This is a genomic window from Aminobacter sp. BA135 (assembly GCF_050859125.1).
GTDB lineage: Bacteria > Pseudomonadota > Alphaproteobacteria > Rhizobiales > Rhizobiaceae > Aminobacter > Aminobacter ciceronei.
Genome location: NZ_CP139574.1, coordinates 197361 through 218288, shown reverse-complemented (window position 1 = coordinate 218288; position 20928 = coordinate 197361). Strand labels below are relative to the sequence as shown.

The window sequence follows — 20928 nt, the reverse complement described above, 5'->3', positions numbered from 1 at the left end:
AGACCGCGCCGCACTGGTGACCGCCGCGCCGGACTGGTGCTGGTCGATGCCGTGGCGGCCCATCCGAGAAAGGCGCTCGTGGCTGCGGGCTACGCCAACGGGCAGAGATCGTCGCCGAGATCGGCGCGCGCGACGAAATGCTGGTCCGTTCCGTGGGCGGCGTGGTCACCGCCCTTGCCTGGTCTGCCGACGGTGCTCATCTCGCCTTGGGCGACGCCAGCGGCACAGCCGCAATCGTCACCTTCCCCATCAGATGTTCAAGTAGCCCTTATCAAGGAGGAAACGATGCAGACCCATCTCACCGCCGATGAACAGAGCAAGGACGAATTCTTTCAGCAGCTGGCAACGCTGTCGGAAGACATGGTTGCGAAACACGGCAAGGATTTCAGCATGGGCGCGCTGGTGCTGGCGGCGCGCTGGATCGCCGAAAACCGGATCGGCGAGAGCCGTGACGGCAAGGCGACGTCAAACTAGGCCATCACCCCGGCCGAGTCCGCGTGCGGATATCGGCCTAGGGGATCGCATCGTAGTCCGGCCGGCAGCAGGCGGCGTGGTGATCGGGTCATGCCCGAACCTGCCGGCCGCCCGCACTCGCTGCCTGTTCGCGCTGATGGAGCAGGCAGACAGTCCGCAACATCGAAGCGAGGTTCGATACGCCCTGATGGATTTCTACGGCTTCGTCATGCAACGCCGAGATCAGCTTCGAGGTCGACAAGCCCTCGCCGCGGGCGATCTCGTCGAGCACGTTCCAGAAGGCCGACTCCAGCCGGATGCTGGTCGAATGTCCGGCAATCCGGAGCGAGCGGCTCACCTGCTCGAAGCGCTGAGGCGCCTGGGTAGCCAGGACTCTGCACATATCGGTTTCTCCCACCTGCATCTTCCTCCTGAGGCAACACGGTCGTTGGGCGCGAGCGCCGTTGCCGGCTCGCAGGCACGTCTCCACCGCCCGATCGCTCCGCCGCCGGCGCGACATCCGGCAGCGGACCTTTCGATCTCTCGGCCAGATCAGGGACCTGGCCGAGAGACAAGCTTACGGGATGAGCACGGCGCGACCGTGGATCTTGCCGTTGTTGAGATCGTGCAGGGCCCGGTTGGCATCGGCGAGGCGGTATTCGACCGTGGTCAATTCGACCAGGCCGCGGTCCGCCAGAGCCATCAGCTCGACAAGTTCGGCCCAGGTGCCAACCAGATTGCCGATGATGTTCTTCTCGGTGATCACCATGTCCACCGTCGGCACACGGATGTCCTCGCCATAACCGACGACATAGTAGCTCCCCATCGGCCGCGTCATGGCGAGGCCTTTGGTGGTGGTGCCGCGCTCGCCGACGAAGTCGATGACAGCCTCGGCACCTTGCCCCCCGGTCAGAGACAGGACGGCCTCGACCTCGTTTCCGTCCGCAAGGACCAGCTTGTCGGCGCCGATCTTGGCCGCCAGGGCCAGCGAAGCCTCCGACTTGTCGACGACCACGACGTCTGCCGCACACATCGCCTTCAGGCACTGGATGCCGATGTGGCCGAGGCCGCCGGCACCGATGACGACACAGTTTTCGCCGGGCAGCAGATGACGCGTCGCCTTCTTGACCGCGCGATAGGCCGTCAGGCCGGCGTCGGCATAAGGCGCGACTTCCTTGGGCGACAGCGTCTTCGGCAGCGGCACGATGTTGCGTTCGGAGGTGCAGAGATATTCGGCATAACCTCCGTTGCAGTCGAGCCCCGGGAACTTGCCTGGCCCGTGCATGTCGAAGCCGCGTCGGCAGGCGAGGCATGTCCCACCCGATATCTTAGGATGAACGATCACCGGATCGCCGACCTTTATGCCTTCCACCTCCTTGCCCACCGCCTCGACCCAGCCGGCATTCTCGTGGCCCATGATCAGCGGCAGCAACTGGCTGCCATTGGGATCCATGTGCGGACGCCAGACGCCCTCGATGATGTGCAGGTCGGTCCGGCATACGCCGGCGCCGCCGATACGGACGATGACATCGGTCGACTTGTTGATCTTGGGGTCGGGAACGTCCTGGAGCGATACCCATTGGTCGGCCTTCAGGCTGTCGTCGTAATTGGTCAGAACCTGCGCTTTCATCTTTCTCTCCCTTGCAGCCGGAAACCTTGGTCCGACCGTCGCCAAGGTACGTCGCAAGTCACGTGCCAACCGCACAATTGTAATAGTATCAACATGTTGCGCGAGAGGCACGGCTTCGCATCCGTCCATCTTCTGAACGGTCGAACCGACAAACTGTTCAGTTTCTGGCTACCGCAAACCGACAGTTCCAGCCGGACCTTTGGGTCGGCAAAATCATCTGGGAGGAACCATGCAACACCTGTCCGGAATTGATCGCGCCCGCGCAGCGCTCGAAGGCGGCGCCCGTCTTCCCGCCGGCACCCTGTCGCCTGCCGTCGCCGACAGTTGGCTGCGCTGCCGCGACCTCGGCCTCGATCCGCGGGCCACGCCGCAAGGTGGGGTGATCACCTTTGCCGACGTCAATCGCCGGCGTGAGGCGAGTTCTGGCCTGCGACGCCTCGCGCTTGCCGAAATGCAGCTGCTGCATTCCCAGATTGCCGGTTCGAATTTCATGATTGCGCTGGGCGATGCCGATGGTGTGGTGCTCGACACGATCAGCGATCATCGCTTTTCCGACAGTGCGGCCGGGCGGTCGATCATCCCCGGAAGCATCTGGAACGAAAGCGATCGCGGCACCAATGCGCTTGGCCTCGCCGCATTGAGGCGCGAACCGGTCGCCGTCTATGGGCGCGAACATTATTTTTCCTGTCACGGACATCTGAGCTGCATGGCCGCACCAATTCTCGATTCCGGCGGCCGCGTCCTCGGATTGCTCGATGCGTCCTGCTCGGAAGAAGCGCGCCAGCAGCACACCCATGTGCTGGTCAGGATGGCCGCCTCCCAGATCGAGAACGGCATGATCTTCCAGGAGCGTACGGAAAGCTTCATCTTCGCCTTCCATCCGCGCGTCGAATATCTCGATACATTGTCGGCTGGCCTCCTGGCTGTCTCAAGGGACGGCGAGGTCCTGTCGCTCAACCGTCCCGCCAACAGCCTCCTGGCGGGGCTGTCGACGGCAAATGGTGTGCATTTCGACGCCTTGTTCGAGGCGGGTTTTGACATGGCGATGGATGGGCTGCTGAATGGCGGCGTCATTCGGACACGCGACCGCGCCGGCAGCGGCGTTTTCATGGTGTGCCGACAGATCGGCCATCGCGGCTCGATCGAAACGCCGCGCCGCGCCGGCGCGGCGCCTGCCGTGCTTGCCTCGCCAGGCGCGCCGGACTTCGTTTGCGAGGATCATGAGCTCAGGCGAGCGACGGCCGAACTTGCAGAAGCCGTGGCGCTGCGCATGCCCGTCCATGTGACCGGTGAAACCGGCACCGGCAAGGAGTTGATGGCACGGCATGTCCACGCCCTCAGCGGCCGCAAGGGCGAGTTCGTGGCAGTGAACTGCGGTGCCGTGCCCGAGGCCCTCTTCATCGCCGAGATTTTCGGCCACGAGCGTGGCGCCTTCACCAATGCACGCACGGAGGGCGCACCGGGTCTTGCCCGCACGGCCGACGGCGGCACGCTGTTCCTGGACGAGGTTGCCGACATCCCGCCTTCTGCGCAGACGGCGCTGCTGCGCTTCCTCGACAGCATGGAGCTACGCGCGGTCGGCGGCCACAAGACACACAAGGTCGACGTGCAGATCGTCTCGGCGACCAACCGCAACCTTGAGGAACTGGTCGCGTCACGCGCTTTTCGCGCCGATCTGTTTTATCGTCTCAACGCCTACACCGTTCGGCTGCCTCCGCTGCGATCCCGCTCGGACTTCGCCCTCGTCGTCCAGCATCTCATGGACAAGATCGCGCCGGGCATAGCCATCACCGATGCCGCGATCGCGAGGCTGTCGCTGCGCAACTGGCCAGGCAACATCCGTGAGCTGCATTCCGTCCTGCAGCGCGCGCTGGTGCGGCGACATCTCGAATTCGTCGACGAGGACTCCTTCGCCGACCAGGAGATTGCTGCCGAAGACTGTTGTGAAGAGTGCCGCGACCATCCGTTGAACCGACACAAATGCCGCGAGATCAGAAGCGCATTTCGCGCTGCCGGCGACAACGTCTCGAAGACGGCTCGGATGCTTGGCCTCTCCCGCACCACTGTCTACAAGCACGCCCGCTGACGCTAGTCGGCTGGCCGGCAGCCGCTGGTAAAGTGGTTCGGGAATCCGGAAGCGCCCCGGATCGCTACGCCTGCCCGGCGAAGACCTTCGCACAGAATACCGGGGCGGGCAGACGACAGGCAGAAATCCGGCCACGCCTCGCGTAGCCGGACTCTGGAGCGCTTGCGACTGTAGGGCACGCCGAGCGCCTCAGGCTGATGCGTGCGCGACCTGAGACCGGCAAGCAGCACCAGCGAGGCGGCATAAGGTAGGATCAGGAAGAAGTGGTGCGGGATCGAGACGCCGACCACCTGGGCATGGATGGCGACCGCCTCGAGCAAGGCGAAGATGAAGATCGCGCCGACCACGCGGAACGGCATCCAGTTGCCGGCAATGATGGCGACGACGACCAGCCAGCCGCGACGGGCGATGAGGTCGGGAACGAAGCGGTCGGAATAGCCAGCATCAGCACCGCCAAAGCCGACATCAGGCTGCCGAACATGATCGCCAGGCACTGGCGCCAGCCAACACTCAGACCCTTGACATCAAGTGCCTTCGGGTTCTCGCCAACACAACGGATCTCGAGGCCGTATTTGGTGCGATAGAGGAAGATCCACACCGCGACCGGCAACAGGAAAGCGAAATTGGTCAGCAGCCGCTGCGAGAACAGGATCGGGCCAAGGACAGGGATGTCGGATAGCAGCGGAATGTCGACCTGGTCGAAGCCGGCGAACTTCGGCGGCTAGCGGCCGATGACATAGGTCTGGAACCAGAACAGGGTCAGCAGGACTGGGGTGACTGATTTGGCGTCAAACTGCTGCATTGCACAATAAACGAGCAAAAGGTGACGCGGATGATCATTCGCTGATCGCAGGCGTAAGAACCCGCGCAAGTGCAACTTTTGCATAACCTGCTGAAAATCCTATTCGAAACCCGCCATGCGCAAACTGGCATGCATTGTGCAATGCAATAGCCAAGACCGAGAGGTCAGACATATCGGCGTCCAATGGCGGGCGTCTCAGGCAAAGCTGCCGACCAGATGACCGCGATCCCGGATGTACGGACGCGCGACCCTGGCCGGCAGCTTTTTTGTTTTTTGACTGGTCAACAGCGCTGACATGCGCCGAACGGAGATGCCAATGACCAAACGCGGCGAAACCGGATCAATTTTCAAGGATCTGACACGACGCAATTTCCTGACGAGTTCTGCCACGACGGCTGCGCTGTTGATGGCAGCGCGCAAACTGCTTCCCTCAGGCGCCTATGCCGCTCCGGTGACGCCGGAAGTCACAGGAGCCAAACTCGGCTTCATCGCCTTGACCGACGCCGCGCCGCTGATCATCGCCAAGGAAAAAGGGCTGTTCGCCAAGTTCGGCATGCCTGATGTCGAGGTGTTGAAGCAGGCGTCCTGGGGGGCGACACGCGACAATCTTGTGCTCGGCGGTGCAGCCAATGGCATCGACGGAGCGCATGTCCTCACGCCGATGCCCTACCTGATCCACTCCGGAAAGGTGACGCAGAACAACCAGAAACTGCCGATGGCGATCGTGGCGCGGCTCAACTACGACTGCCAGGGCATCTCAGTCGCCCAGGAATATGCCGGGACGGGCGTCGGTCTCGATTCTTCCAAGCTCAGGGAAGCCTTTGCCAGGAAAAAGGCCGAAGGCAAAGAGGTGAAGGTCGCCATGACGTTCCCCGGCGGCACCCATGATCTGTGGCTCCGCTACTGGCTGGCAGCCGGCGGCATCGACCCAGACAAAGACGTCTCCACGATCGTGGTTCCGCCGCCGCAGATGGTCGCCAACATGAAGGTCGGCAACATGGACGCGTTCTGCGTCGGCGAGCCGTGGAACGAACAGCTTGTACATCAGGGCGTTGGCTTTACCGCGGCCACGACAGGCGAATTGTGGAAGGGCCATCCGGAAAAGGCACTGGGGCTGCGCGCCGACTTCATCGACAAGAACCCGAACGCGGTGAAGGCGCTCCTCATGGCTGTCATGGAGGCTCAGCAATGGTGCGACGCTATTGAAAACAAGGAAGAGATGGCCAGCCTTGTCGGCAAGCGTCAGTGGATGAACGTGCCTACGCCGGACATCATCGGCCGATTGAAGGGCGACATCAACTACGGCAACGGCCGCGTCTCAACCGGCACCGACCTCTACATGAAGTTCTGGAAGGGCGGCGTCTCCTATCCCTTCAAGAGCCATGACGCATGGTTCCTTGCCGAAAACGTGCGCTGGGGCAAATTTGCTCCCGACACCGACATCAAGGCGCTGGTCGGCGAAGTCAACCGTGAGGATTTGTGGCGCGAGGCGGCCAAGGACCTTGGCGTCGCACAGGCGGACATTCCCGCATCGCCATCGCGTGGAATCGAGACCTTCTTCGACGGTAAGAGTTTCGATCCGGAAAACCCCTCCACCTATCTCGCGTCACTGTCAATCAAAGCCTCGGCCTGATCCAGCACCGGCCGGCGCGACGGCGCCGGCCGCAAGCCACGGAGTTTCTTTCCAATGTCCGTCCAGCCCATCGAGGAAACCGTTGTGAAGGCGTTTCCAATCTTCTCCCAGGCCCCCGAGGTCGTCGCCCTTGCGACGCCCCCAACTCCGCGCTTTAACGCCGGGCAGTTCGTCGGCAAGGTTGCGGGCGCCCTGATTCCACCGATACTGGTGATCGTCGCCATTCTCGGGCTGTGGCAGGTGCTGTGTTCGGAACCGGCGCCAGCCTGCCGCCGCCCAGCCAGGTGTGGGCCGAGGCCTACGACTTATCGCCTATCCGTTCTTCGACTACGGGTCACAGGACATAGGCCTCGCCTGGCGCGTTCTGACTTCGCTGCAGCGCGTGGCAATCGGGTTTGGACTGGCGGCGGTCGTCGGCGTCGCCCTGGGCGCGTTGGTCGGCCAGTCGGTCTGGGCGACCCGTGGTCTCGACCCGGTGTTCCAGATCCTGCGAACTGTGCCGCCGCTGGCCTGGCTTCCATTGGCGCTCGCAGCGTTCCGTGACTCGAGCCCGTCGGCGATCTTCGTGATCTTCATCACCTCGATATGGCCGATCATCATCAGCACGGCGGTGGGCGTCCGCAACATCCCGCAGGACTACCGCAACGTTGCGCGCATCCTCCGGCTCAATCAGCTCGAGTTCTTCGTAAAGATCATGGTGCCGGCGGCAGCCCCCTACATTTTCACCGGCCTCAGGATCGGCATCGGCCTTTCCTGGCTCGCCATCGTGGCGGCTGAAATGCTGACCGGCGGTGTCGGCATCGGCTTCTTCATCTGGGACGCGTGGAACTCCTCGCGGCTGCCCGACATCATCGTAGCCCTAGCCTACATAGGCGTGACCGGCTTTGCCCTCGACCGGCTGGTGGCGGCAGTCGGCGCCTTCGTCACCCGCGGCACATCGGCAAATTGAGGAGAGGCATCATGAAGGCCTATCTGAAACTCGACCACATCGACAAGCATTTCGACCGCGGTGCCCAGCGTGCGGAAGTGTTGAAGGGCATCTCATTGGACATTGCCGAGCGCGAGTTCGTTTCCATCATCGGCCATTCCGGCTGCGGCAAATCCACACTTCTCAACCTGATCGCCGGACTGACCACCGTCTCTGCGGGGGCAGTGCTTCTGGAGAACAAGGAAGTCAACAGCCCCGGTCCCGAACGCGCGGTGGTATTCCAGAACCATAGCCTGCTGCCGTGGCTGACGGTCTACGAGAATGTCAGCCTGGCGGTGTCCAAGGTCTTCGGTGGCACCAAAAGCCGAGCCGAACGCCATGAGTGGACCATGCGCAACCTCGACCTGGTGCAGATGGCGCATGCCGCCGACAAGCGTCCGGGGGAGATCTCGGGCGGCATGAAGCAGCGCGTTGGTATTGCACGCGCACTCGCCATGGAACCGAAGATCCTGCTGCTCGACGAGCCGTTCGGCGCACTCGACGCACTGACCCGGGCGCATCTTCAGGACGCAGTGATGGATATCCATGCCCGGCTCGGCAACACGATGGTCATGATAACCCACGATGTCGACGAAGCCGTGCTGCTATCCGATCGCATCGTCATGATGACCAATGGTCCGGCTGCGCGGATCGGCGAGGTGCTGAACGTCCCCCTGCCCCGGCCGCGCCGGCGCATCGAACTTGCTTCAGACCGCACCTACTTACGCTGCCGCGAGGCAGTGCTGAAATTCCTCTACGAGCGCCACCGCTTCGTCGAAGCTGTGGCCTAGGGATAGCGCTTGCCGAAACGTTGCCCGCGCCGAAGCGCGGCGTGCAAAGCACTTAATCAAGGGAACATTGATGCGAACCCTACCCAGACAGCTCAGCAAATGTGCCCCTGCACGCATCGGCAAGCTCTCCGTGTTGCCGATCTTTGTAGATCTCCGCGGGAAACGTGCCGTTGTCGCCGGCGGTTCCGAAGCTGCGCATTGGAAGGCGGAACTTCTCGCGGCGGCGGGCGCCGAGGTCCATGTCTATGTGCGGACGCAAGAGCTTTGTGACCAGCTTCGCCTGTTCCTTGAAAGAGAAACGCCGGGCGCTGGGCTGGTCCATCACGATCGCGATTGGGGAGAAGATGTTTTTGAAGGTGCGGCGATCGCCGTCGCTGATGCTTCCTCCGAAGAGGAAGCACGTCGGTTTCACCAATGCGCGGTTGTCGCCGGTGTCCCCGTCAACATCATCGATCGGCCGGAGTTCTGTCAGTTTCAGTTCGGCTCGATCGTCAACCGCTCCCCCGTTGTCGTGGGAATTTCGACCTCAGGTGCTGCCCCCATACTCGCCCAGGCAATACGTCGCCGCATTGAAACGTTGCTTCCGGCTTCACTCGCTGCGTGGGCAGCATGGTCACAGGCGATGCGCGCTGCCCTCCATGATCGGCTGCGCGCCGGCGCTCCGCGTCGGGCATTCTGGGAACATTTCGTCGACCGCGCCTTTAGCCGTCAATTCTCAGACCGAGACGCGCGCGATCTTTTGCTCGAAGCGGACAGGATCGCCTCTCATGTCGATCAGTCAAAAGGACGGGTCATTGTTATCGGCGTTTCAGGCGATGCCGACCTGCTGACGCTCAAGGCAGCACGCGCGCTCCACGCCGCCGATGTCGTCCTTTACGACGACTTTGTCTCGGATCAAATACTGGAACTGGCCCGACGCGAAGCCACGCGCATCATGGTTGAGACGCATCGCAGTCACGAGATCCGCCGGCAGGAGGATCTCGACCAGCTGATGGTCGAGCTTGTAACCGCCGGCAAACGCGTGGTGCGCCTTGTTTCTGGTGCTTCAACGTATGCGGAGGTAGCGCAGATTGAACGCGATGGTGGTGCTGCCAGAATAATGGCCGGCGTCCCTGCCATGGCATTCGACGAATTCGCACGTGGTGCGCCTTCGCTTTGAAGCAGGTCCCCAAGGTGCCCTTTCGCTTGCCAACGAGCGATGGAACCCAACACGAGTTGAACATCACAGGTCTGAGCAAGAGCCTTCGCAAAAGTAGTTTTTCCGGTCCCTGGGGGTCCGCTTAAGCGGGCCACGGGAGAACGTCATGAGAGCCCAGGCATTCGGCCGAGCGGTGTTTTTCCGCGACGGCGCCCACATTCGTGAAATCCAAGACATCAACGACGCTTTGGCGTTCATGGGCGCATGGCCAACCAGTCGTCGCGGTCCGATCTATGATTCAGCCCTTCGTGCATGTCATGCAGCTCAGGTGGGGCAGTTACATGCCGATGGTGCGAGCGATGCCATCCGTGCCTTCGCGCGTTCCGTCGGGATCCTTGAGCAAACGCCTGTTGCGATCGACCCTTGGGTGATCGCGGCCCAAGTCCTGCGCGGCGCACCTATTTGATCAGGAGGCCTCACACTTCAAGGGCCAACTGCCGCGACAGGGCTATCTTCCACCACAGCGATCGCTGGAACTCTTCGGTGCTTGATCAGTTACCGACACGCCACTCCAACGAAGGGCCGAGTGCACTGCATTTTTCCGCCCTCACCCAAAGGATGCCTTCTGTCCCAGGCGGCAGGTCAGCCATGCATTGGAGTATGTACGATGCTGCTGAATGGAAAACTTGTCGAACTGGATCAGCCAGCCACCTTCTATGAAGACCGTTTCAATCGCGGGCGAGTTCTTCCCTCACCTGTCCCAAGCCGTCCGCCACGCGATATCGATCCCGTCGGCAAGGCAGCAAGATGCTGCGAGTATCGTCACACAGTCGGGCGAGCAGTATGGCTGGCCAGAAATCTGCTTGCTGAACGACCATATCCGCAACGCGGAAACCAGACGGCGGAATTGATCTCATTTCAGCGACGTTCATGGCGACCCTCACAGCAGTCTGCATGGTCTTATCGTGTGGACGAGTTCGCTGGATGGCACGATGCGTTCACAGGGCTTCCAGCGGGCACCTCTGTGCAAAGGTTCAACGATCGAGACGGAACGGCTCGCGCTTTCGGGAATTGATCAACAGGTGGACACCAACCCCTGCCGGCGGAACCAGGTCGGCATAGGAGGATCCTATGGAACAGTTCAAGATCGTACCCTTTGACGCTGTTTTTTTGCGGATGCGGTGATCGCATCGACGACCAATGCCATGTTGCAATCGGGGCATGGCGGGCCGGACGTTTTCTACGTTCCGTTCAGGGACATCTACTTCGAGTTTCTGGAACCGATGAACAGGACTGTCGATCGGCCAGGTTGGGGAGTTGCCCGCTCCTGGGGTGTATCGGCCGTCGGCGAGGCTGCCCAGGACTTCATGTGGGCGGTACCGGGGCCGGACGATTCGACGCTGACAGGACATGGCACGTTCAATCCCGAACTCGCACGCATTGATGCCGCTCCCGCCGAAGGGAGCGACGCTGACAGGCCAAAGCTGCCCACCGACGACAGCATGGTGAGGCATCTGGTTGAAACGTCTGATCTTTCCGCTCTGCAGGCCCAGGAGCTTGTTCGTCGTCACGGTCACGACAGGGCGAAGCTCGAAGAGATCGCCGAGACGTTCAAGGCAGAAAGCTGACACCCTGTTCGGACGGGCCGGCGGGCCAAAGGTCGGAACCTCGACTGTGGTGAGGTGTTAACTCCTCATGTCCCAGCAGTGGAGAACGTCACCATGTTACGACTATCAGCCGCGCAATTCTGGTCGCGATGACAGGTTCCCAGCCTATACGCACAGACGCTCGTACTCGAACCTGCACAGCAGACCATCGTAAGGGAGTATGTGATCGCCCACCCAGTCACACCAGTACAACCGCCCCCTGACTTCCAAATCGTGGAGGGAGCTGTGCTGCCTGACATTGTGGAGATAACCCCTCTCGACGCGCCGGACCTGTGTGCGAGTTACAGCTACTAGTGGTGATCGGCCAGCAAACCCGTTCTGGTCGAGCCGGGCACGCGCAAGATCGTCCAGATCATTGAGTAACGGACAGTGGCTAGGCCCATCCATTGCCTTGGATGGGCCTCTTTGTACTGCTCCGGCGAAAGACGGGTGAACTAACGCTCGTGAGTTTCGGTCTGGGCCAGCCATCTGGCCGCAACTGTTTCCTCCACATCCATCCATTGATTGCCGCGGCTCCTGATCGAGGCGATTTGTGATTGGAGCTTCCCTGCGGACCAGGATTCGATCACCCCAGGATGAATGTAGCCTTTCCTACAGACAGCGCGCGTGTTGCCGAGACGAAGCGCCACCTGATCGATGACTTCATTGGAAACGCGGGCTGCCGCTCGTTTCCCTTCCGGCAAAGGGCAGTCGGCAAACAGCGTCAACGCCCTGACGGTGCCGCCCCAGGTTCGAAAATCCTTCGATGAAAACTGACCACCAGCGGCTTCGCGGATGTAGTCGTTGACTTCGTCGGAGTTGACGGCCGCCCGTTGGCCATCGTCGCCGACATACTGAAACAGGCTTTGGCCCGGCAGTTCCTGGATCTGCCGGATGACGCGAGACATTCGACGATCATTGAGCTTGACCAGCCATTCCTTGCCAGACTTACCCTTGAAAGCGAATTTGAGCTTCGACCCTTCGATTTCGACATGGCGGTTACGGAGCGTCGTCAAGCCGAAACTGCCGTTGTCGCGGGCATACATGGCGTTGCCGATCCGGATCATCGCATTGTCGAGCAGCCAAACGATCGCCGCGAGCACCTTGTCGCGTGGAAGTCCGCGCCTTCCGAGATCACGATTTATCCGTTTCCGCAGTCTTGGAAGCGCCTTGGCAAAGGCAGCGAGACTGGCAAACTTTGCCTGACCACGGTTCTCCGACCATTTGGGGTGATACCGGTATTGCTTGCGGCCACGCTGATCGCGTCCGGTCGCCTGGATATGTCCTTTGGCATCCCGGCAAATCCAAACATCCGTCCAGGCTGGCGGGATCGCGAGCGCATCTATCCGATCGATGGCGGCTGCTTCCGTCAACCATTTCCCGCTGGCGTTCCTATAGCGGAACCGCTTTCCGGAACGATGGCGTGAGAAGCCTGCTTCCCCGTCATTCACATATCGCAAAGAGGCGGCTGCCGCCGCGTCCTCCGGTGGGTGCTCAATCCGGTTGTCCACGCTGGTGCCTAGGCCCCGCGGCCGGCAAAACGCCGGCCGATTAGATCACGTCGGAAGCTATTGCTCGCTATGCCGCCCGTGCTGCTGTCGCGGGCTTGTTGATGGTCGTTACGGCCAGGTTGGTTAGCTTGTTGTTGGTCGCTTTCTCCTGATCGAGGATTTCGCTCAGCAGCGTATGGGCTTCCTCGTGGCCGAGGTCCTTCGCCCATTCGCGAAGGGATCCATAACGCGAGATTTCGTAATGCTCGATAGCCTGGCAGGCGGCGAGAAGCCCCGCATCCAGCGCGGTGCCGGAGGCCTCCTTCATCAAACCGTCGGCTTCCTTGATCAGGCCCTCAATCGCGTCACACTTCTCGCCCGATGCCTTCTTCCCGATCGACTTGAAAACCTGCTCGAGCTTCTTGATCTGCCCCTTCGTTTCCTCGAGGTGATCCTCGGCCGCCTTTTTCAGCTTGGTGTCCTTTGCCGCCTTCGCCACTTTCGGGAGAGCCTTGGTGACCGCGTTTTCGGCGAAGTACATGTCCTCGAGGGTATGCTCGAATATCTCAGCCAGCGTTTTCATTATGGGAATCCTCCTGCCGGAATTGGCAGGTAGGAATGGATCAGGCGGGCAGATGGTTCCCCTCCCCAAGCACCGTAGTGAACCTTCCGCGTATTGATGCGTTCCGGTCTCGCTACGGGCCGTGTCAACCGGGCCTGACGGTACGATGAACAGGAGGTCTTTTTCCCGGTTTCTCCTCCTGGCCAACGAAATGGCAGACGAGCATCTACCCCGTCCGCCCCGTAGCACTCATCGCGCGCACGTCCGCTGCCAAGGGAACGATGGCGCCGACCCAGCGTTCGAAAGCCAACAACCAAGGGGAAGTCTCATGATGCGCCTAGTTGCCCTGCTGCTGTTCGGATACTGCACGTACCGTATCGGCCGCGAGTTCATTGACAGTGTTCCGGACGAATTCGAGTTCGTGGGTGAACCTCACGCGCTGCTCCCGTCTCCAGAGCGACAAAGGCACGATGCCCACGTTGCTCGCAAAAATCGGGCACTGAAACGGCGTTAGGTCCCAGAAAATGTCGATGTGGTTGACAGGCAGCCGAGCGCTTCCATGAAAGCAGGATTCCCAATGCAGAAGTCCAATCTCGCCTATGCTTTCATCGCCATTGTGGCGGCGGCCATCATCGCGCTGTTCACCGTCGGAGCGTTTGATGCGTTTGATGAAGCGAAAGACGGACACATGTCCGGCAATCGACACGTTGCTCTGAAGCTGGATTAGCCCGGCGATCACATTTGCACTCCCGTTGGAACTGATGGCCAGCTGAGGGGTTGGTCGAACTCACCAGCCAAGGAGTTAGTGATGGACCACACAAATCACGTACGTCTCGTCGAGGCAGAGCTCACTCCGGACATCCTGGAGAACGCCACCGTTTATGGGCTCGATGATGAGGACATCGGATCGGTTTCTCATGTGCATGGCGCGGGCGGCACCGCCCAAGTCGTCATAGATGTCGGCGGTTTCCTCGGCATCGGCGCGAAACCGGTGGCCGTTCCCGCGCGGCAGTTGGATTTCATGCGGGACGAAGATGGCGAAGTTCACGCCGTAACATCGTGGACGAAAGAGCAGCTCATGGACATGCCTGAGCACATCGACTGACACGACAGGTGGCGCGCGGCGACAAGGACAAATACACCGACAAACAAAAACGCAAGGCCGAGCACATCGAGGAAGGCTACAAGGAACAGGGTGTGTCCGAAGAGGAAGCCGAGCGTCGAGCCTGGGCGACCGTCAACAAGGACTCCGGCGGCGGCAACAAGTCCGGTTCCGGCAGGGGCAAGCCGGACACCAATGTTTCCGCGAAGAAGGGCGGACGCTTGGGCGGCGAAGCGGCCGCCCGGCGGCCCGCCGCCGCACGTTCCACCTCGGCCAAGAAGGCGGCGGCCACGCGAAAGCGCAACGCGGCTCATTGAGCGACGGAGAGGGCGATGTCAGCGCAGGCAGAAGCGACGAAGCAGCGTTCGATCCAACTGAAGGAGGCAAATGGATGACCGCAGTGATCAGAACGCCGACGGCAAAGCCATGCAGGCGGGTGCCAGGCTCTATCCGGTGCCGCCGTTTCCAAAACAGTAGCTCCCCAAGCCTGGGCAGGAAGCAAACGTTATAGGCCCGCCCCCTGTTCGATGCGCCCTACTACAAGGACTCCGAAAAGCTCGCCGGCAAGGTGGCCCTGATCACAGGCGGAGATTCTGGGATAGGACGAGCCGTCGCTGTGCTCTGTGCGCGAGGGCGCGAACATCGCTGTCAATTACCTCAACGAGCACCGGGACGCGGAACGCACCCGGGAAGCAGTCGAAGCTGAAGGCAGGAGATGCTGTCTCCTGCCTGGAAATCTAACCGACAGGAAGACCTCATGCAAAGTAGTTGCGGAAACCATGAAGACCTTCGGTCGCCTCGACGTGCTCGTGAACCGCCTTCCAGGTTCATTCAACCGATTTCGCTGACCTGACGGAAGAGCATTTCGACACGACACTCAAGACCGACCTGTACGGCTACTTTCACATGAGCCAGGCGGCCATTGAGCATATGGAACCCGGCTCGGCGATCATCAACACCGGATCAGTGACTGGGATACGTGGCAGCAAGGCACTCGTGGACTATTCGATGACCAAGGGTGGTATTCATGCTTTCACCCGGGCGCTTGCAGCCAACCTCATTGATCGTGGCATCCGCGTCAACGCTGTGGCTCCAGGGCCTGTCTGGACACCATTAAATCCTTCGGACAAGGAACCGGAAGACGTGTCCACATTCGGTGCAAAGACTCCGATGAAGCGCCCGGCCCAGCCCGAGGGTGTAAGGCTAAGCTGCGCAGTCGGTCGCTTTCTCTCGGCTTCCAAGCCAGGTTGGGATGGTTCACTGCCTCCGCCCAGTGCGATCTGCCCTGAGCTGCTTATCGGCGCGTGGCACGCAGGAGGCGTCATGTATGTATGAGCCTCGAAGGCGTCCGCTTCATCCATCAACAACAGGTTTTGGCTCCAAGGGTATGAAGCGGCATGCAATTGTTCGTAGTGCTATTGCATATGCGTTCCGATGCGGATTATTTCGAAAGACATGGTTCGTCGATTTTATAGTCTCCCGTCGCTAGCTGCGCTTGCGGCCTTCGAGGCTGCGGCAAGACATCTTAGTGTGACAAAGGCAGCAGAGGAACTGAACGTCACTCCCGGTGCCATTTCCAAGCAAGTTCGGACGCTTGAGGACGAGCTCGGCAGTCCGCTTTTCATCCGTCGTCACCGGGCCTTGGCACTAACGCGTGCAGGAGAAACGATGGCAGGCGCCCTGCGGGAGGGATTTGAGCGCATCGCCTCGACATTCCTGCAGGTGAAATCAGCAGGTGGCCACTCGAATGTCACCATAGGCTGCACCATGGCTATGGCTCACCTATGGCTGATGCCGCGCATGAGTGCCTTCTGGACAAGTCACCAAGACATCGTGGTGGATCATGTGATTTCGGATCAGCCAAGAGGTCTTGACCGGCCGGACATCGACCTCCGGCTGCGCTACGGTAACGGAGAATGGCCCGATGAGATGTCGGCAAAACTCTATGACGACCGAATACTGCCGGTGGCAAGTCCCGAATTCGCACGTCAACATCCAGTCACGACGGTAGAAGACCTCGCCAAACTGCAGTTGTTGTCGGTCGAAGGCATCGATTGGGACTGGACGACCTGGGCGGGTTTTCTTCAACAAGTCGGTTGCCCCGATCGTCGTCTCAATGTGCGCCGGTTCAATAGTCACGTGATTGCGCTGCAGGCGGCGCGCGCCGGCCACGGAACTGTGCTTGGCTGGGCAAGCTTGGTTAAGCCTCTACTCAAGACAGGTGACTTGGTCCCCCTCACCGATGCCGAAATAATAGCGCCGCATTCCTACTTCGTGACCTGGAGCGCGCGCCGTCCGCTGAGCCGACAGGCGCGCATTCTGAGGGACTGGCTGTTGACCCTGAACGATTGAGTTGAAGTCAATCGACAGCAGTAGTTTATTCGCTTGATCATATGGGTTGCCGGGCGTTCTCTTTATCGCAAGGGAGCCCGCAACATGAGCACCACGGACACCGTCGAGGCCGAACTTTCCCCTGTTCATCGCCGTGGCGCGGGCGCATCGGCCGCAAGGCCCTTCGCGCGCGCCGATGGCGTCATTTCCGACGCTGGTTCGTAACATCCCCGTTTATGAAATCGTCCCCGACGAGGCAGTGGAACTCATTCACGATGAGTCGCTCAAGATCCTCGAAGAAGTCGGGTGCGAGTTCCGCGACGATGAGGCGATCTCGATGTGGAAGGCGGCCGGCGCCGATGTGTCCGGCACCCGCGTCCGTCTTGACCGCGCCCTGTTGATGGACCTGGTTGCAAAGGTTCCATCCGAATTCACGCTGAACGCCCGCAACCCCGACAGGACAGTTCAGGTTGGCGGCAAAAATTCGATTTTCATACCGATGTATGGTGCGCCATACGTACGTGACCTGGACAACAAGCGGCGCTACGGAACGCTGGACGATCTCAACAATTTCCACAAACTCGCCTACATGGCGCCCGCTTTGCATTCTTCCAGCTCAATCATCTGCGAGCCGATGGAGATTGCTGTGCCGAAGCGGCACCTGCACATCATACATTCGGCGCTGAAGCATTCCGACAAGCCATTCATGGGCATCGTGACATCGAAAGAGCGTGCAGAAGACACGATGGCGATGGCAGGTCTCGTATTTGGCGAGGAATATGTGAAGGATAATCCGGTTCTCGTCGCGATCACCAATTGCAATTCGCCGCTCGTGTGGGACGCCACCATGCTGGATGCGATGAAGGTCTATGCGCGTAACAACCAGCCGCTGATCCTTGCGCCCTTTGCGCTGTGCGGTGCTTCAACCTCGGCTTCGGCTGTTGGAGCGGTTGCCCAGGTCAACGCCGAAGCGCTGGCGGGCGTGGCTTTCACGCAGCTCCTGCGCCCGGGATCGCCTCAACTTTATGGGCAGTTCATGGTCACGGTCGACATGAAGACCGGCGCCCCGATGGGCGGCACGCCTGAAGCCGCGCAGATGATGTATCTGATGGGAGCGTTGGCGCGGAAATACAGCCTGCCGTGGCGTACCTCAGGCTTTCACGTCGGGTCAAAGCTGAACGACGCACAGGCCGGCTATGAGTCGAACATGTTGATGCATGCAGCAATCCTTGCCGGCGCCAATTACATCTGGCACGCAGCCGGCTGGCTCGAAGCCGGATTGACGTGCGGCTACTCGAAGTTCGCCACCGATTGCGAGCAACTTGTCGGCTGGTACAAATATGCTGGCGGATTGCCTTTCGACGACTTCCAGGAGGCGATGGCGGCAATCCGCGAGGTCGGTCCACAGGGTCATTTCCTCGGCACCGAGCACACACTCAAACATTTTGAATCCGCCTTCTTCATGCCAAGCGTGATGGATTTCAACTCGTTCGAGCAATGGAGCGCCGAGGGTGCGAAGGACCATGACACGCGCGGCCGCGAGAAGGCGCGCAACATGCTCAAGGACTACGAGGAGCCCAAGCTCGACGAAGGCATCGCCGAGGGACTGCGTGACTTCATTGCGCAGCGCGAAGCAAACCTTTCCGACACTCTTAACTGAGCCGTGGCCCACTATGGTGACGACCGCACGCATTCAGCATGTCACATTCCGGTGCAGAACCTGCTCTCACGCGTCAGGACCTGATGGGTGGAGCTCGGCTCGCCAACAGCTGCTGCGATGAGCGCCCGTTCCTCGGTCCGAGCAGGTAGCCATCCATGAAGGGCTTCGCGACACGTTAGGGTGAATCAAACAAAGGGGAGAACTGGCAATGCGTTTCTTCAAAAGCAATGGTGATCGGGTGCCTGCCCCGATCGAGAAGATGGGCGCCGAAGTGCGGGCCGGACGCATGGATCGGCGCGAGTTCCTGGCCCTGGCGAGCGCACTTGGGGCCTCCACGGCCGTTGCCTACAGCATGGCCGGCCTTGCGCTTCCCACACCTGCTATGGCGCAGGAGGGCCAAAAGGGTGGCACGCTAAGGGTGGCGATGGCAGTCAAGGGTCAGAAAGACCCACGCACCTATGACTGGGTCGAGTTGGGCAATATCGCACGTAGCTGGCTCGAACCGCTGGTAAGCTACACGCGGGACTTCACCTTTGAGCCAATCCTGCTCGAAAGCTGGGAAGTCAATGACGATGCCACCGAATATGTGCTTCATGTGCGCAAGGGCGTCACATGGACGAATGGCGACACCTTCGATGCCGATGACGTGATCTACAATCTGACCCGCTGGTGCGAAAAGGACGTTGCCGGGAACTCGATGGCGGCCCGCGTCGGTGGGCTGATCGACGAGGCTACTGGCAAAGCCAAGGAAGGGGCGATCTCCAAGGTCGACAGTGCGACAGTGAAACTGAAGCTCAGCTCCCCCGATATCTCGCTGATCCCGAATTTCACGGACTATCCCGCCCTGATCGTGCACCGCAGTTTCAACGGTGACGATCCGATCGGCAAGCCTATCGGGACAGGTGCTTTCGAACTCGTGTCCTACGACGTCGGCTCGAAGGCAGTTGTGAAACGGCGCGAGAGCGGCAAGTGGTGGGGTGGGGAAGCGCTGGTCGATAGCGTCGAGTTCATCGACTATGGAACGGACTTCTCGGCGACGGTCAATGCCTTTGAGTCCGGAGAAATCGACATCAACTTCGAGACGCCATCGGACTACATCGACATTCTCGACAAACTGAACCTTGTAAAGTCGGAGGTTGCCACGGCCACGACGCTCGTTGCACGCACCAACATCACGCACAAGCCTTATGACGACAAGCGCGTCCGCAACGCCCTGCAAATGGCGGTCGACAACAAGGTCGTGCTCGACCTCGGCTACAACGGACGCGGTGACGTTGGCGAGAACCACCATGTTGCGCCCATCCATCCCGAATATTATCCGCTTCCCAAGAAGACGCGGGATATGGCCGGCGCCAAGAAGCTCATGGAAGAGGCTGGCCAGGCCGACTTCGAGCATGAGTTGATCACCGTCGAGGACGACTGGCAAAAGAACACCGGTGACGCAATCGCCGCCCAGTTGCGTGAAGCCGGCATCAAGGTGAAGCGGACCGTGCTGCCGGGTTCCACCTTCTGGAACGACTGGACGAAATACCCCTACTCGATGACTATCTGGTACATGCGTCCGCTTGGCGTGCAGATCCTTGCGCTCGGCTACCGGACTGGCGAAGCTTGGAACGAGAGCGCCTATTCGGACCCTGCCTTCGATTCAAAGCTGAAAGAAGCCCTGTCGATCAACGATCCGGCCAAGCGCAAGGAAGTCATGAAGGATCTGGAGACGATCCTGCAGGACTCCGGGGTCATCATCCAGCCATTCTGGCAGAAGCTCTTCAGCCACACAGGCGCCAAGGTGAAGAACTACGGCGTTCACCAGACATTCCAGATGGATCTTCAGAAAGTTTGGATGGAACAGGCCTGATCTCTCCATCCCGTCGGGTCCGGCATGTGCCAAGCGTGCCGTCCCCCTCCACTCCCCCTCCCACTGGATGGAATGTGCCTGCATGTCCGACGAAATCATCCTGTCCGAGCTTTCCGACGACGAACTCGTGCAGCAGATGCACGACGACCTGTATGACGGGCTCAAGGAAGAAATCGAGGAAGGGACCAACATCCTGCTCGAGCGTGGCTGGGCGCCCTACAAGGTGCTCACCGAAGCACTGGTCGAAGGCATGCGCATCGTCGGCGAGGATTTCCGCGACGGCATTCTGTTCGTGCCGGAAGTATTGCTCTCGGCCAACGCCATGAAGGCGGGCATGCACATCCTGCGCCCGCTGCTCGCCGCCACCGGCGCTCCCAAGCAGGGCAAGATGGTGATCGGCACCGTCAAGGGCGACATTCACGACATCGGCAAGAACCTCGTCGGCATGATGATGGAAGGCGCCGGCTTCGACGTCATCGACCTCGGCATCAACAATCCGGTCGAGAATTATCTCAATGCGATCGAAGAGCATCAGCCCGACATCATCGGCATGTCGGCGCTGCTGACCACGACCATGCCCTACATGAAAGTCGTCATCGACACGATGAAGGAAAAGGGCATCCGCGACGACTATGTCGTGCTGGTCGGCGGCGCGCCGCTCAACGAGGAATTCGGCAAGGCCGTCGGTGCCGACGCCTATTGCCGCGATGCGGCTGTGGCTGTCGAAACCGCCAAGGACTACATGAAGCGCAAGCACAATCTGCGCGCATGAAGGCGAGTTG

The 20928-nt window shown here is 60.5% G+C and carries 19 protein-coding genes and 5 pseudogenes; 18 read left to right on the top strand and 6 right to left on the bottom strand.

Translation table 11 applies throughout. The features are described 5' to 3' along the window. The first annotated feature begins 285 nt into the window (after positions 1 to 285). On the top strand, positions 286 to 474 hold the full coding sequence (locus SLT36_RS31715) for a hypothetical protein (RefSeq protein WP_432289685.1): 189 nt from the start codon (positions 286 to 288) through the stop codon (positions 472 to 474). Between the two features lie 88 nt (positions 475 to 562). Here SLT36_RS31715 and SLT36_RS31710 read toward each other — a convergent pair whose 3' ends face one another. Together SLT36_RS31710 and SLT36_RS31705 are read right to left on the bottom strand one after the other, a co-directional pair. Continuing rightward, positions 563 to 856, bottom strand: a complete 294-nt coding sequence (locus SLT36_RS31710) for a ribbon-helix-helix domain-containing protein (protein ID WP_067969143.1) — start codon at positions 854 to 856, stop codon at positions 563 to 565. A gap of 174 nt (positions 857 to 1030) precedes the next feature. Beyond that, positions 1031 to 2083: an NAD(P)-dependent alcohol dehydrogenase gene (locus SLT36_RS31705; RefSeq protein WP_432289288.1), complete on the bottom strand. Its 1053-nt coding sequence runs from the start codon at positions 2081 to 2083 to the stop codon at positions 1031 to 1033. Positions 2084 to 2312: 229 nt separating this feature from the next. On the opposite strand from SLT36_RS31705, the gene SLT36_RS31700 reads away from it, so the two are divergent. Then, positions 2313 to 4169 carry a sigma-54-dependent Fis family transcriptional regulator gene (locus SLT36_RS31700; RefSeq protein ID WP_432289287.1) on the top strand — a complete coding sequence of 619 codons (1857 nt, stop codon included), beginning with the start codon at positions 2313 to 2315 and terminating at the stop codon, positions 4167 to 4169. Positions 4170 to 4422: 253 nt separating this feature from the next. Here SLT36_RS31700 and SLT36_RS31695 read toward each other — a convergent pair whose 3' ends face one another. Beyond that, the gene (locus SLT36_RS31695) at positions 4423 to 4767 is read right to left on the bottom strand and encodes an ABC transporter permease subunit (protein ID WP_432289684.1); all 345 of its coding nucleotides are present in this window, start codon (positions 4765 to 4767) and stop codon (positions 4423 to 4425) included. A gap of 520 nt (positions 4768 to 5287) precedes the next feature. Here SLT36_RS31695 and SLT36_RS31690 point away from each other — a divergent pair. The 4 genes and pseudogenes from SLT36_RS31690 to SLT36_RS31675 all read left to right on the top strand — a co-directional run bounded on the left by SLT36_RS31690 (position 5288) and on the right by SLT36_RS31675 (position 9521). Next, positions 5288 to 6604 carry a CmpA/NrtA family ABC transporter substrate-binding protein gene (locus SLT36_RS31690; RefSeq protein ID WP_432289286.1) on the top strand — a complete coding sequence of 439 codons (1317 nt, stop codon included), beginning with the start codon at positions 5288 to 5290 and terminating at the stop codon, positions 6602 to 6604. Positions 6605 to 6658: 54 nt separating this feature from the next. Next, positions 6659 to 7553, top strand: a pseudogene (ntrB, locus tag SLT36_RS31685) (nitrate ABC transporter permease). Positions 7554 to 7564: 11 nt separating this feature from the next. Continuing rightward, a complete protein-coding gene (locus SLT36_RS31680; RefSeq protein ID WP_067969157.1) occupies positions 7565 to 8362 on the top strand; it encodes an ABC transporter ATP-binding protein in 798 nt (265 codons plus the stop codon). A 70-nt stretch (positions 8363 to 8432) separates the two neighbouring features. Beyond that, positions 8433 to 9521, top strand: a complete 1089-nt coding sequence (locus tag SLT36_RS31675; protein WP_432289285.1) for an NAD(P)-dependent oxidoreductase — start codon at positions 8433 to 8435, stop codon at positions 9519 to 9521. Between the two features lie 74 nt (positions 9522 to 9595). Here SLT36_RS31675 and SLT36_RS31670 read toward each other — a convergent pair. Then, positions 9596 to 9655: pseudogene (locus SLT36_RS31670) on the bottom strand (AAA family ATPase); the annotation flags it as partial. Between the two features lie 11 nt (positions 9656 to 9666). Here SLT36_RS31670 and SLT36_RS31665 point away from each other — a divergent pair. The 3 genes from SLT36_RS31665 to SLT36_RS31655 all read left to right on the top strand — a co-directional run bounded on the left by SLT36_RS31665 (position 9667) and on the right by SLT36_RS31655 (position 11128). Then, on the top strand, positions 9667 to 9966 hold the full coding sequence (locus tag SLT36_RS31665; protein ID WP_432289283.1) for a DUF982 domain-containing protein: 300 nt from the start codon (positions 9667 to 9669) through the stop codon (positions 9964 to 9966). Between the two features lie 211 nt (positions 9967 to 10177). After that, complete coding sequence (locus SLT36_RS31660; protein WP_432289281.1) at positions 10178 to 10411, top strand: hypothetical protein; 234 nt, start codon at positions 10178 to 10180, stop codon at positions 10409 to 10411. Positions 10412 to 10681: 270 nt separating this feature from the next. Next, complete coding sequence (locus SLT36_RS31655; protein ID WP_432289279.1) at positions 10682 to 11128, top strand: DUF427 domain-containing protein; 447 nt, start codon at positions 10682 to 10684, stop codon at positions 11126 to 11128. Positions 11129 to 11601: 473 nt separating this feature from the next. On the opposite strand, the gene SLT36_RS31650 is transcribed toward SLT36_RS31655, so the two are convergent. Together SLT36_RS31650 and SLT36_RS31645 are read right to left on the bottom strand one after the other, a co-directional pair. Then, positions 11602 to 12657, bottom strand: coding sequence for a DNA topoisomerase IB (locus SLT36_RS31650; RefSeq protein WP_432289277.1), 1056 nt, complete (start codon positions 12655 to 12657; stop codon positions 11602 to 11604). A gap of 67 nt (positions 12658 to 12724) precedes the next feature. Next, on the bottom strand, positions 12725 to 13219 hold the full coding sequence (locus tag SLT36_RS31645) for a ferritin-like domain-containing protein (RefSeq protein WP_432289276.1): 495 nt from the start codon (positions 13217 to 13219) through the stop codon (positions 12725 to 12727). A gap of 556 nt (positions 13220 to 13775) precedes the next feature. Here SLT36_RS31645 and SLT36_RS31640 point away from each other — a divergent pair. The 9 genes and pseudogenes from SLT36_RS31640 to SLT36_RS31600 all read left to right on the top strand — a co-directional run bounded on the left by SLT36_RS31640 (position 13776) and on the right by SLT36_RS31600 (position 20918). After that, positions 13776 to 13925: a hypothetical protein gene (locus SLT36_RS31640; protein WP_432289275.1), complete on the top strand. Its 150-nt coding sequence runs from the start codon at positions 13776 to 13778 to the stop codon at positions 13923 to 13925. A gap of 81 nt (positions 13926 to 14006) precedes the next feature. Further along, positions 14007 to 14303, top strand: coding sequence for a PRC-barrel domain-containing protein (locus SLT36_RS31635; RefSeq protein WP_067969184.1), 297 nt, complete (start codon positions 14007 to 14009; stop codon positions 14301 to 14303). An 8-nt stretch (positions 14304 to 14311) separates the two neighbouring features. Continuing rightward, on the top strand, positions 14312 to 14617 hold the full coding sequence (locus SLT36_RS31630; RefSeq protein WP_067969187.1) for a plasmid stabilization protein: 306 nt from the start codon (positions 14312 to 14314) through the stop codon (positions 14615 to 14617). 15 nt (positions 14618 to 14632) lie between these two features. Then, positions 14633 to 15500 (top strand): annotated as a pseudogene (locus tag SLT36_RS31625) (SDR family oxidoreductase); the annotation flags it as partial. Between the two features lie 234 nt (positions 15501 to 15734). Then, a pseudogene (locus SLT36_RS31620) lies at positions 15735 to 15953 on the top strand (LysR family transcriptional regulator); the annotation flags it as partial. 15 nt (positions 15954 to 15968) lie between these two features. Next, positions 15969 to 16652: a LysR substrate-binding domain-containing protein gene (locus tag SLT36_RS31615; protein ID WP_246790476.1), complete on the top strand. Its 684-nt coding sequence runs from the start codon at positions 15969 to 15971 to the stop codon at positions 16650 to 16652. Between the two features lie 41 nt (positions 16653 to 16693). Beyond that, a pseudogene (locus tag SLT36_RS31610) lies at positions 16694 to 18291 on the top strand (trimethylamine methyltransferase family protein). 208 nt (positions 18292 to 18499) lie between these two features. Next, entirely contained in the window at positions 18500 to 20146 is a 1647-nt protein-coding gene (locus SLT36_RS31605; protein WP_432289273.1) for an ABC transporter substrate-binding protein, read from the top strand. Positions 20147 to 20228: 82 nt separating this feature from the next. Continuing rightward, a complete protein-coding gene (locus tag SLT36_RS31600) occupies positions 20229 to 20918 on the top strand; it encodes a corrinoid protein (protein ID WP_432289272.1) in 690 nt (229 codons plus the stop codon). Positions 20919 to 20928 lie beyond the last annotated feature (10 nt).

What these genes read in the sequence shown, in the direction of transcription:
- SLT36_RS31715 (WP_432289685.1), top strand. Translation starts at nt 286, where the DNA reads ATGCAGACCCATCTCACCGCCGATGAACAGAGCAAGGACGAATTCTTT.
- SLT36_RS31710 (WP_067969143.1), bottom strand. Translation starts at nt 856, where the DNA reads ATGTGCAGAGTCCTGGCTACCCAGGCGCCTCAGCGCTTCGAGCAGGTG.
- SLT36_RS31705 (WP_432289288.1), bottom strand. Translation starts at nt 2,083, where the DNA reads ATGAAAGCGCAGGTTCTGACCAATTACGACGACAGCCTGAAGGCCGAC.
- SLT36_RS31700 (WP_432289287.1), top strand. Translation starts at nt 2,313, where the DNA reads ATGCAACACCTGTCCGGAATTGATCGCGCCCGCGCAGCGCTCGAAGGC.
- SLT36_RS31690 (WP_432289286.1), top strand. Translation starts at nt 5,288, where the DNA reads ATGACCAAACGCGGCGAAACCGGATCAATTTTCAAGGATCTGACACGA.
- SLT36_RS31680 (WP_067969157.1), top strand. Translation starts at nt 7,565, where the DNA reads ATGAAGGCCTATCTGAAACTCGACCACATCGACAAGCATTTCGACCGC.
- SLT36_RS31675 (WP_432289285.1), top strand. Translation starts at nt 8,433, where the DNA reads ATGCGAACCCTACCCAGACAGCTCAGCAAATGTGCCCCTGCACGCATC.
- SLT36_RS31665 (WP_432289283.1), top strand. Translation starts at nt 9,667, where the DNA reads ATGAGAGCCCAGGCATTCGGCCGAGCGGTGTTTTTCCGCGACGGCGCC.
- SLT36_RS31660 (WP_432289281.1), top strand. Translation starts at nt 10,178, where the DNA reads ATGGAAAACTTGTCGAACTGGATCAGCCAGCCACCTTCTATGAAGACC.
- SLT36_RS31645 (WP_432289276.1), bottom strand. Translation starts at nt 13,219, where the DNA reads ATGAAAACGCTGGCTGAGATATTCGAGCATACCCTCGAGGACATGTAC.
- SLT36_RS31640 (WP_432289275.1), top strand. Translation starts at nt 13,776, where the DNA reads ATGCAGAAGTCCAATCTCGCCTATGCTTTCATCGCCATTGTGGCGGCG.
- SLT36_RS31635 (WP_067969184.1), top strand. Translation starts at nt 14,007, where the DNA reads ATGGACCACACAAATCACGTACGTCTCGTCGAGGCAGAGCTCACTCCG.
- SLT36_RS31615 (WP_246790476.1), top strand. Translation starts at nt 15,969, where the DNA reads ATGGCAGGCGCCCTGCGGGAGGGATTTGAGCGCATCGCCTCGACATTC.
- SLT36_RS31605 (WP_432289273.1), top strand. Translation starts at nt 18,500, where the DNA reads ATGCGTTTCTTCAAAAGCAATGGTGATCGGGTGCCTGCCCCGATCGAG.
- SLT36_RS31600 (WP_432289272.1), top strand. Translation starts at nt 20,229, where the DNA reads ATGTCCGACGAAATCATCCTGTCCGAGCTTTCCGACGACGAACTCGTG.